Genomic DNA, 10,513 nt, shown 5'->3' with positions numbered 1-10,513 from the left:
GCACTCCATTCAAGCGTGGTCATGTTGCTCAAGCATAGTAACAATGCCATATTATGAAGGGATAAAAGTGGCTTAAATCCTGACAACCACGGTTGATTGTGGTGCTACCGCCTATATAAAAGGGAGGTTTTTTTATATGGATTATTTTTTTAACGAAGAACAGCAGATGGTCAAGGACCTTGTCCGTCAGATAGCAGAAAGCAAGGTTGTACCGGTCAGGGCGGAGCTGGATGAGAAGGAGGAGTTTCCCCATGAGATAATCAAGGTTCTTGCGCAGTCTGACCTGTGTGGACTGATTATCCCTGAGGAGTTTGGGGGGTTGGGCAAGGGGGCCACGGAGTTGTGTATAGCGGTAGAGGAACTCAGCCGTGCATGTCTGGGGGTCTCCACCAGCTATGCGGCCAATGCCCTTGGCACCTTTCCCCTGCTCTTGTTTGGCACGCAGCAGCAGAAAGAAAAATACCTGCCCGATATCGCCTCAGGCAGAAAACTCGTAGCCTTTGGTCTGACGGAGGCCAATGCCGGATCGGACGCCGCAGGGATACAGACAACCGCCGTAAAAGATGGCGACGACTATATATTAAACGGCACCAAACAGTGGATCACCAACGGCTCAGTAGCCGGAATATACACGATCATTGCCATGACGGACAGATCAAAGGGGGCACGCGGGGCCTCTGCCTTTGTGGTTGAGGATGGCATGGAGGGCTTTACCTACGGCAAGAAGGAAAAAAAGATGGGTATACGTGCCTCTGTCACCTGCGAACTGGTTTTTAACAACTGTCGCTTGCCAAAGGAAAACCTCATCAGCCGAGAGGGTATGGGCTTTATTGTAGCCATGAAGACGCTTGACCAGTCGAGGGTTGGGGTTGGCGCCCAGGGTGTTGGCGTAGCGCAAGGGGCACTTGAGGAAGCCGTCAAATTTGCCCGAAACAGGGTGCAGTTTGAAAGACCTATAATCAGCTTTCAGGCCATCCAGCACATGCTCGCCGATATGGCTATCTCCATAGAGGCAGCCAGGGCGCTCGTCTACAGCGTTGCACGATACATGGACAGCGGCGCCAAGGACATCACAAAGGACTCGGCCATGGCAAAGACCTTTGCCACCGATATGGCCATGAAGGTTACCACCGACGCTATTCAGGTAATGGGCGGTTCGGGCTACATGCGGGAGTATCCCGTTGAAAAAATGATGCGTGATGCAAAGATACTACAGATATATGAGGGTACTAACCAAATCCAGAGAAACGTCATATGTCAAAACCTCATAAAGGAATCAACCAGACAGGGTAACAAGAAATGAAGATCGTTGTATGTATAAAGCAGGTGCCGGACGCCGCCGAGGTCAGGATAAACCCCCAGACCAATACCCTCATCCGCGACGGCGTACCAAGCATAATCAACCCCTACGACCTGCACGCCATTGAGGCAGCCCTCGCCATAAAAGAAATGGAAGATGCTTCGGTGACTGTACTGACGATGGGGCCGCCGCAGGCAGAGACCGCCCTCAGGGATGCCGTGGCAATGGGTGCGGATGAGGCCGTATTGTTAACCGACAGGGTATTTGCCGGTTCGGACACGTGGGCAACGGCCTGTGCCCTCAGTGCGGCGATCAAAAAGATAGGTTACGACCTGATTATCTGTGGCAAACAGGCCATCGATGGCGATACTGCCCAGGTGGGACCCGCCATTGCGGAGTTCTTAAACATCCCGCACGTCGCATACGTCAGCAAGCTTGTCTCCCTAAACAACGACAACATTACGGTGAGCCGGTTGATGGATGACGGCTATGATGTAGTTGAGGTCTCACTGCCGGCGTTGATTACCGTTGTCAGGGAGTTGAATCAGCCACGGATGCCCTCTCTTAAGGGCAAGATGCGGGCAAAAAAACTCGAAATAAAGAAGCTCAACCACACCGATATCGGAGTCTCACCCGGGGATGTGGGAGTTGATGGCTCCCCCACGCAGGTCAGAAACATATTTGCGCCGGAGATCAAAAAGAACCGAATGATGCTCCAGGGCACACCGGAACATCAGGTGGAGGAACTTGTCGGAGCACTGAAATCCATACGGTGTATGTAGGACCGGGGCAGGACAATAGCATTAGAGAATCTTATGAATTGTTAATAAATTACCTTATGTTTAAAAATCAAGGTTGTGCAGGAAGGGGTCAAGGGGTCAGCGACCCCCGGCATAAAAGGGGGCTGGCCCCTTTATGCCAGTGCGGCTCGCACCTTGCAGGGGGTTCTGAAGGGGGCCAGGAGCGCATTGAGCCGGGGGTCGCTGACCCCTCCTGGAGCGACAAAGAAGCGGAGCCGCCCCTTTCTTTCCTTTTTCTAGGGGGTGAACTATTACGATACCGAAAATTACAGGCTTTAAATTATAAGGAGGCAATAAAGTATGACATCAGGCGGAGACAAGAACACAAAGGTGTTAAGCGCACTCATAAGCGTATCGGACAAGAACGGTGTAGTGGAGCTGGCCAGGGAACTAAGGGCGTTTGGGGTCAACATCCTATCCACGGGCGGGACGGCAAAGACCCTGCGTCAGAGCGGGATAGACGTGGTTGAGGTATCCGACTATACCGGATTCCCCGAAATAATGGATGGCAGGGTCAAGACGCTCCATCCGAAGGTCTATGGCGGGATACTGGCCAGACGCGACAACGCCACTGATATGGACACCATACAGAGATATGGCATTAACCGCATTGACATGGTTGTGGTAAACCTATACCCCTTCCGGGAAACGATAAGGCGTCCGAGCGTTACCATGCAGGACGCCATCGAAAACATAGACATTGGCGGACCGGCCATGATCAGGGCAGCGGCTAAGAACTTTCAGGACGTCATCGTGGTGGTTGACCCCGACTCCTACGGCGACATCATAGCGCAGATGAATCAAAACGGCGGCAGTGTAAGCCTCGCTATGCGCATGGCCCTGGCAGAGAAGGCCTTTGCGCATACGGCATCCTACGACTATGCAATATCGGAGTACCTCAGGGGCGTGAAGCAGTCACGATGAAGACACAGATAGAGTGTTTCCCCTGCTTTGCCAGGCAGGCCGTCCTGACCCTCGGTAACTTGAACATGGCAGAGGCCAATAAGCTCGACGTAATCAGGGCAGTCCTGCAGGAGATGGAGGGTGCCGATGTCAGCCAACCCCCGGCATATGCAACAACGTTTATCTATAGGATGATAAGGGAACTCACCGGTGAGGACCCCTACAAGGAGCTTAAGGCACGCTATAACGCAATGGCCTTAGACCTCTACCCCCGGCTCAGGGCGCAGGTCTTTGAGCATCACGACCCCCTGTGGATGGCCACGAGGCTGGCCATTGCCGGAAACATCATAGACTTTGGAATTTTTACAAGCGTCGATATCGAGGGAACGATCCAGCGGGCGCTTGAGCATAGGATCGAAGTGGACGACTACGAGGCATTTAAGCAGACCCTCACAAGTAATAATCACGGCAAGGGGGCCGAGTTGCTCTATCTCCTGGACAATGCAGGGGAGGTAGTCTTTGACAAGCTCCTGATCGAGGTGCTAACCACGATGGGTAAGGATGTCACCGCGGTGGTCAAGGGGTTTCCGGTGATAAACGACGTGACCATGCAGGATGCCGGAGACGTTGGCCTGGATGCCGTGTGCAAGGTCATAGATAACGGCTCCGATGCCGTGGGCACGATAACGACGCTGTGCAGCAGTGATTTTCTTGCCAGATTTAATACACATAGTTTTATCATAAGCAAGGGACAGGGCAACTACGAAACCCTTTGTGGCAGCGACAAGGACATATTCTTCCTCTTCCAGGCAAAGTGCGACGTCGTGGCCAGACATCTGGGGCTGAAAGTGGGGGCAATGTTGTTAAAACGAAATAATTCAGTGATTATGGATGATAAATAGTGTACAACTTAGCATATAATGGGGTCAAGGGGACTGGTCCCCTTGCGGGGGGGTTTAAGGGGGGGCGGAGCCGCCCCCTTCTTACCCTACCGAGCAGCTAAATAAATACGAAACGGGGGTACACGTATGACTGATGACATTAAACGGATGTACAGGACAATCATGGATGATGATTTTCCACCTGAGTTGACGATAACCATCGGCGAAACTCATCTGAAGTACCAAAAGCGCACCTGGAAGATACCGGATGACAAGACCGGCGAATTAATAGAAAAGGGACTTCGTTACGGAGAAAATCCCGACCAGCAGGCCGCACTCTACGGTCTGGTCAGCGGCAATCTGAGCATCGCCGGCTGCCAGTACATCACCCCTGGCAACGGTCTGGTCAGCGCCATCAGCGAAGAAGAGATGCTACAGGCAGGCAAGCACCCGGGCAAGACAAACTTCACCGACCTTGACAACGCCCTCAACATACTGAAGTACCTGATGGACAGACCCGCCGCCGCCATCATGAAACACAACAACCCCTGTGCCGTTGCCTATGGTGCGACCATCGCAGAGGCCTATGAGCGTGCCAACATGGCCGACCGGATAGCGGCCTTTGGGGGTTGTCTGGCCCTCAATCGTCCGCTGGATGCGGACACGGCAGGGTTGATTGCGACCAATTATTTGGAGGTGGTGGCAGCGCCGGAGTTTGAGCCGGGGACGGTTGACATCCTGGCCGCACGCAAGAACCTGCGCATAATCCGCCTCAAACGCATAGATGACCTTGCCAGGTACAGGGACTTGAGATTCGTTGACTTCAAGTCGTTAAACGATGGAGGGCTGATAATCCAGCAATCACAGCTCAACCGGATACGTTCAAAGGAGGACTTCACGCTTGCCAGCGCCACGTACAAGGGCGCCCGGTACGTCATAGAGCGTGAGCCTACCGAGGTCGAATACGAGGACATGCTCTTTGGCTGGAACGTGGAGATGGGTGTAACGTCCAATTCCGTCATCTACGTCAAGGACGGCGTCACCGTGGGCATCGGCACGGGCGAACAGGACCGCGTTGGGGTGGCCGAAATTGCCGTCTTTAAGGCTTATGCCAAGTACAAGGATGCGCTCTGCTTTAAGAGGTACGGGATCGGTTACAACGATTACGTCCTTGAGGTTGAGGCGGGTAAGCGCAGTCGTGATGGGCTTGATGAGCTGGAGGCCGAAACGGTACGGAACAAGGCCGGTCTGATTGGCTCTACGATGATATCGGATGCCTTTTTCCCGTTTCGTGATGGCGTGGATGTGGGTATCCGGCAGGGCGTCAGGGCAATAGTCCATGCAGGTGGATCAGACAGGGACTTCGAGTCCATTGTGGCCTGCAACGAGGCAAACCCACAGGTAACAATGGCCTTCACCGCCCAGCGCGTATTCAAACACTAACGTGAGAAGGAATCATAGGTTATGAAGTATCAGATCGGCACAACGGGGAGGGTCTTTGTGTGCAGGCTTGCAGATGGCGAGGACCTTCTAAGAGCACTCATACAACAAATCAAACGAGTAAATTAAAACAGGAGGCTGAAAATGAAACGTAAAACCAGTAATACTCTGATTGGCATTGGCAGCGTACTGGATATATACCCCTCTTCTGCTGATTGCAGGAGGTATTGTCAACCTGTCCAAAAAGAAACAGTCGCTGACCGTATTAGGGGACATTGGGAGAGGGTGGGCAAAAACATTGCACATGGCATTAGCATAGCCCGTGATGATGTAAATGACACAGAGAAATAAACAGCATGATTCTTTGCAACCAGCACCTTCTAATCCACCTGATAAGGTTAAAGGTAAAGTCATTGCCACTTCCGCTATTTCTTTTTCAGGCCCTATACCTTCGCCTGACATACTTAAAGGGTATCGTGAACTGTCTGCCGACTTACCTGAAAGAATAATCAAAATGGCTGAAGAAGAAGCCAGACATACGCATGAAATGGAGCGTGAGAAATTACGCATAGACGAAAAGTTTTTAGATGGTGATATAGCAAAGCAAAAGCGTGGACAGTTTTTTGGTTTAATTATAGGATTATCGGGGTTAGCATCGGCTATAGCTTGCGTTGCATTAGGAGCTGAAGCCGTGGGTGGAATAATTGGTGGGACTACTATTGTTGGCCTCGTTGGAGTGTTCGTTATTGGCAGATATTATAAAGAGGAGGAATCATAGGTTATGAAGTATCAGATCGGCACAACAGGCAGGGTTTTTGTGTGCAGGCTTGCAGATGGCGAGGACCTTCTAAGGGCACTCATACAACTGGCAACGGATGAGGGACTTAACGCTGCCATATTTCACGTGGTTGGGGGAATGAAGGGGGGCAGCATCGTTGTTGGCCCCGAAACGGAAGAAATGCCGCCAAAACCCCTCTACAGAAAGCTCAACGAAAGCCACGAGGTAACCGGCATGGGCACGATCTTTCTGCGGGAGGGAGTTCCTGCCGTACACTTCCACGGGGCATTTGGCAAGAAGGACAATGTCATGGTCGGGTGTCTGCGGGACTTCTCCGAAACCTTTCTGGTGCTTGAGGTGATTGTCATGGAGCTTGTCGGCATTGACGCTAAACGTCAGTTAGATGAACTCTCCGGCATGTACCTGCTGCAAGTGTGAGGTAAGTCATGAAATGCCCCACATGCAAGTCGGACATCAAGCACCTGTCAAAGACGTGCAATATCTGTGGATATGTCTACACCGAGGCAATGCTAAAGAGGATTGCGCACGTACTTGAGATCAGAAAGGAGCTTAACGGCGCAGTCGAACGCCTCAACAACGTACAAAGTGTCCTTGGCAGACTCAACGCAAGGATAAGCGGCCTTGAGGGACTCTTAAGCGACGACTTCGCTACCCATACGCCTCCCCAAAAACAGGTATCTCCACACGCAGCGGAAAAACCAGAGGCGCCACCGGAGTTATATCCGAAACCACCACCCAAAGGCCAAGACGTCGAGCAGGACATAAACCTCGATACAGACCAGGACATAGGGCAAGACATCCCGCCCCCCAAGCCCCCCACACCAGGACGACCAAAGTGGTCTGTCCCGGAGTTCAAAAGACCGGAGCTGGACTTTGAACTCAAGATTGGCCAGAAGTGGCTGTTGATCATCGGCATTGTGACCATTGTTTTTGGCGTTGCGTATTTCCTTAAATATTCCTTTGATCGGGGCTGGGTGGGACCGGCAGGGAGGGTGGCGTTGAGTTATCTGTGGGCGATCAGTTTTCTTGTAGGCGGGGAGCTATTCAGACGCAAGGGGCTGGAGATATTTGGCCTGTATGTTATTGGAGGGGGGATTGCGGTGCTGTATTTTTCGACGTTTGCCGCATTTGACATCTATCACCTCTTTGATCAGCTCATAGCCTTTGGCATCATGGTGCTGATAACGTCCTTTGCCACGGTCAGCGCCCTGCGATACGACTCCAAGTGGCTGGCGGTGCTGGGCCTCATCGGCGGATTCCTGACACCGGTACTCCTATCCACCGGCAAGGACAACCAGATCGCACTTATGACCTACATGGTCGTCCTCAACCTTGCCCTGTTAACGGTTGCGCTGTACAAGAAATGGGACTTGCTCAACTACCTCGGATTTGTTCTGACCTACATACTGTTTACCGCATGGACTGTGCAACACTACTCGGTAAGCAAGTTCTGGCCAACCATACTGTTTCTCAACACCTTCTATGCGATCTATAGTGTGGTGCCGTTTGCATATCAGTTTCTGAGGGCAAGGACGGGCCAAAGCTCGAAGCAACTGCGTGCCTTTTATATAATTTCGTCCAATTCCTTCATTGCCTTTGGTTTCAGCTATGCGATGATTAAGGACTACGCCTCCGTGGAGTGGGTCAGCGTGATATCGATCCTCTACGCCGCCGTGTTTCTGGCGATGGCCACACAGTTGCTGAAACAGGGTAAGGAAAGCGAAAAGGCCTTCATCGTCGTCATTGGCAAGGCCGCCCTGTTTTTAATCATCACCATCCCCATACTGTTTTCAAGGCACTGGATAACGATATTCTGGTGCGCACAGTCCGTTACCCTCTTCTGGCTTGCACTGAGGTTTCACAACAAGGCGCTCATCTACGGTGCCTATACACTCTTTGCACTGGCCAATGCCAAGTTCTTACTCTACGACTACCACAACGTATTTTACCTGTACATAGATTACCCCTACGTGACGAGCAGATACACACACCTCATCGTGGAACGTTATCTAACCTCGGCCCTCGTTGTTGGTATCTCCTATGCCTTCTACCGTATCTCCAGGAAGGCCATGCCTCATACGGCAATCACGGACAGGACACCGGTAGTCTTTACCGTCATCGGTGGGGTGGTGCTGTTTATCGTCCTGAACGTGGAAACGAGCGCATTTTTCGGGTCATACCTGCCCCAGGGGAAGTTTGCCGCCATTTCGGTGCTGTGGAGCGCCTTTGCAGCGGTGTTGTTGCTCAGGGGCTTTGTGCATAACAACAAGGCAATGCGTCATGTGGCATTTGGACTCTTTCTGATTACGTTGTTTAAGGTTTTCTTCTTTGACATGTCCAGGTTCAGCACCCCTTACCGGATCATATCGTTTATAATACTTGGCCTTGTGCTCGTTGCAGCATCATACCTGTATCACAACTACAAGGACAAGATCATAAAGAAGGAGCCATCATGATCCAGATACTGCTTCCAAAAAAGCCACTGTCATCAGGATTTTTTTATAGCGTGTTTTGATTGCGTGCAATGCAAGAAAAGAAAGGGGCGGCTCCGCTTCTTGGCGCTCCAGGACGCTCCTGGCCCCCTTCAGAACCCCCCGCAAGGGGACCAGTCCCCTTGACCCCATAATGCTTAACCTTCTATCATCCTATCATCACAGGAGGGACTTATTTCATCAGGTCTCCTTCGCCCTTGAGTTTTGCGACGTGCAAGACATCTTTATCGCCCCTGCCGGAGAGATTAACAATAATCACGGCTTCTTTTGAGAGGGTTGGTGCCAGCCTCATCGCCTCACTGACGGCATGGGCCGACTCCAGTGCCGGCATTATTCCTTCCAGTCTGCACAGGGTCTCAAAGGCATTGAGGGCTTCCTCATCGGTGGCGTATGTATACCTGACGGCCTTGGCATCATGCAGGTGTGCGTGCTCCGGCCCCACGGCGGCATAGTCAAGCCCCGCCGATACGGAGTGTGTACCGAGGACGTTGCCATCGTCATCCTGCAACAGGTAGCTCTTGCAGCCCTGGAGTATGCCAACACTGCCACCGGCAAAGCGCGCCGCATGTTCCCCCGGCTTTATCCCCAGCCCACCGGCCTCCACGCCGATAAAGCTGATGTTGTGTTGCCCCGCCTGTTGCCCCGCCAGGAATTCGTGAAACAATCCCATGGCATTACTGCCACCACCAATGCAGGCAATGAGATAATCCGGTAACCTGCCCTCTATGTCAAGTATCTGCTGCCTCGCCTCCTGCCCAATAACGGCCTGAAAGTCCCTGACCATCGAGGGATATGGATGTGGTCCAAAGACCGTCCCCATGACATAGTGCGTGGTACGGACGTTTGTCGTCCAGTCCCTTAGGGCCTCGTTTATGGCATCTTTCAAGGTTTTGGAGCCGATGTCCACACCCTTGACCGTGGCGCCCAATAACCTCATCCTGAAAACGTTTAAGGACTGCCTCTGCATATCCTCCGTCCCCATATATATATCACACTTCAAGCCAAACAAGGCAGCCCCCGTGGCAGTGGCAACACCATGTTGTCCGGCTCCGGTCTCAGCGATAACCCTGTCCTTGCCCATCACCTTTGCCAACAGCGCCTGAGCAACGGCATTGTTTATCTTGTGAGCGCCGGTATGCGCAAGGTCCTCACGTTTGAGATATATCTTTGCCCCGCCAAGGTGTTGTGTCAACTTGCCGGCATAGTAAAGCGGCGTCGGTCTGCCTATGTAAGATGCCCGAATTTCGTGCAACTGACGCCGAAAATTGTCGTCCTTCCTTGCAGCCTCATAGGCCTCCTCCAGCTCTTGCAGTGCCGGTATCAAGGTCTCCGGTACATACCTGCCTCCATAGATACCAAAATAACCCTTCTTCATTAACCGTTCTCCCTAAAAGGCCTTTCTATCTGCTCAAATCCAGACTCCATAAGATTCCTGAACTCATCGCGACTCTTTTTTGAATAGTCAAGGAAATCCACCAAGACCTTCTCTGCCTCTTTATGCATGTCAGCGCCCCTTCTGGACATATCCAGGAAAACCCTCTCACTGAACTCATTGATCTCATAGATGTTATCAAGAGTGACCCCGAAAAACGATTTAATAACATCAATCATTGCCACACTCAATCTTGCCTTATCCATAGCCAGACCCTCCAAATCTTGTTCGTATGATAATTATAGTACTCTGACGGCAAATAAAAGTCAAGATAAATGGTCACCCCCCAGAATGGTAGCACTCCGTTCAAACGTGGTCACGTTGCTAAAGCATAGTAACAAAGGCATATTATAAAGGTACTCGAGTTTTCGAAAAATAAATTTTAGCAATGGTATACACCTTGCTTGACCAACACACTTAGAGTAGTGTACAATAAATTGATAGGATTGTCAAGATAAAAAATTAA

Annotated in this window: 9 protein-coding genes and 1 pseudogene; 8 read left to right on the top strand and 2 right to left on the bottom strand. The window is 51.6% G+C overall.

Going from position 1 to position 10,513, the window contains the following annotated elements; genetic code table 11:
• The first annotated feature begins 136 nt into the window (after positions 1-136).
• The 8 genes and pseudogenes from HWQ67_RS07145 (at position 137) to HWQ67_RS07110 (ending at position 8,579) form a co-directional block, all read left to right on the top strand.
• On the top strand, positions 137-1,303 hold the full coding sequence (locus tag HWQ67_RS07145) for an acyl-CoA dehydrogenase family protein (protein ID WP_218251994.1): 1,167 nt from the start codon (positions 137-139) through the stop codon (positions 1,301-1,303).
• On the top strand, positions 1,300-2,082 hold the full coding sequence (locus HWQ67_RS07140; protein WP_218251993.1) for an electron transfer flavoprotein subunit beta/FixA family protein: 783 nt from the start codon (positions 1,300-1,302) through the stop codon (positions 2,080-2,082). Before HWQ67_RS07145 ends, HWQ67_RS07140 begins: the two co-directional genes overlap by 4 nt.
• A gap of 318 nt (positions 2,083-2,400) precedes the next feature.
• Positions 2,401-3,000 (top strand): annotated as a pseudogene (purH, locus tag HWQ67_RS07135) (bifunctional phosphoribosylaminoimidazolecarboxamide formyltransferase/IMP cyclohydrolase); the annotation flags it as partial.
• Between the two features lie 20 nt (positions 3,001-3,020).
• Positions 3,021-3,905, top strand: coding sequence for a damage-control phosphatase ARMT1 family protein (locus tag HWQ67_RS07130; protein WP_218251991.1), 885 nt, complete (start codon positions 3,021-3,023; stop codon positions 3,903-3,905).
• A gap of 126 nt (positions 3,906-4,031) precedes the next feature.
• Positions 4,032-5,327, top strand: a complete 1,296-nt coding sequence (locus tag HWQ67_RS07125) for a hypothetical protein (RefSeq protein ID WP_218251990.1) — start codon at positions 4,032-4,034, stop codon at positions 5,325-5,327.
• A 331-nt stretch (positions 5,328-5,658) separates the two neighbouring features.
• Positions 5,659-6,102 (top strand): DUF2335 domain-containing protein, encoded by a 444-nt coding sequence (locus HWQ67_RS07120; protein ID WP_218251989.1) that lies wholly within the window; start codon positions 5,659-5,661, stop codon positions 6,100-6,102.
• Between the two features lie 3 nt (positions 6,103-6,105).
• Complete coding sequence (locus HWQ67_RS07115; protein WP_218251988.1) at positions 6,106-6,540, top strand: PPC domain-containing DNA-binding protein; 435 nt, start codon at positions 6,106-6,108, stop codon at positions 6,538-6,540.
• An 8-nt stretch (positions 6,541-6,548) separates the two neighbouring features.
• Positions 6,549-8,579, top strand: coding sequence for a DUF2339 domain-containing protein (locus HWQ67_RS07110; protein WP_218251987.1), 2,031 nt, complete (start codon positions 6,549-6,551; stop codon positions 8,577-8,579).
• Positions 8,580-8,787: 208 nt separating this feature from the next.
• Here the strand turns inward: HWQ67_RS07110 and trpB are convergent, their stop codons facing one another.
• Both trpB and HWQ67_RS07100 read right to left on the bottom strand, forming a co-directional pair.
• Complete coding sequence (trpB, locus tag HWQ67_RS07105; protein ID WP_218251986.1) at positions 8,788-9,990, bottom strand: tryptophan synthase subunit beta; 1,203 nt, start codon at positions 9,988-9,990, stop codon at positions 8,788-8,790.
• Complete coding sequence (locus tag HWQ67_RS07100; protein ID WP_218251985.1) at positions 9,990-10,253, bottom strand: hypothetical protein; 264 nt, start codon at positions 10,251-10,253, stop codon at positions 9,990-9,992. Before HWQ67_RS07100 ends, trpB begins: the two co-directional genes overlap by 1 nt.
• Positions 10,254-10,513 lie beyond the last annotated feature (260 nt).

Origin of the sequence: Candidatus Magnetobacterium casense, from assembly GCF_019173545.1 — a bacterium.
Taxonomy (GTDB): Bacteria; Nitrospirota; Thermodesulfovibrionia; order Thermodesulfovibrionales; family Magnetobacteriaceae; genus Magnetobacterium; species Magnetobacterium cryptolimnobacter.
Note: the sequence above shows the minus strand (reverse complement) of the source record. Positions and strands in the feature narration are given on the sequence as shown.

Excerpts from the sequence above, each read along its gene's own strand:
- HWQ67_RS07115 (WP_218251988.1), top strand. The coding sequence starts at position 6,106 with ATGAAGTATCAGATCGGCACAACAGGCAGGGTTTTTGTGTGCAGGCTT.
- trpB (WP_218251986.1), bottom strand. The coding sequence starts at position 9,990 with ATGAAGAAGGGTTATTTTGGTATCTATGGAGGCAGGTATGTACCGGAG.
- HWQ67_RS07110 (WP_218251987.1), top strand. The coding sequence starts at position 6,549 with ATGAAATGCCCCACATGCAAGTCGGACATCAAGCACCTGTCAAAGACG.
- HWQ67_RS07145 (WP_218251994.1), top strand. The coding sequence starts at position 137 with ATGGATTATTTTTTTAACGAAGAACAGCAGATGGTCAAGGACCTTGTC.
- HWQ67_RS07130 (WP_218251991.1), top strand. The coding sequence starts at position 3,021 with ATGAAGACACAGATAGAGTGTTTCCCCTGCTTTGCCAGGCAGGCCGTC.
- HWQ67_RS07140 (WP_218251993.1), top strand. The coding sequence starts at position 1,300 with ATGAAGATCGTTGTATGTATAAAGCAGGTGCCGGACGCCGCCGAGGTC.
- HWQ67_RS07125 (WP_218251990.1), top strand. The coding sequence starts at position 4,032 with ATGACTGATGACATTAAACGGATGTACAGGACAATCATGGATGATGAT.
- HWQ67_RS07100 (WP_218251985.1), bottom strand. The coding sequence starts at position 10,253 with ATGGATAAGGCAAGATTGAGTGTGGCAATGATTGATGTTATTAAATCG.
- HWQ67_RS07120 (WP_218251989.1), top strand. The coding sequence starts at position 5,659 with ATGACACAGAGAAATAAACAGCATGATTCTTTGCAACCAGCACCTTCT.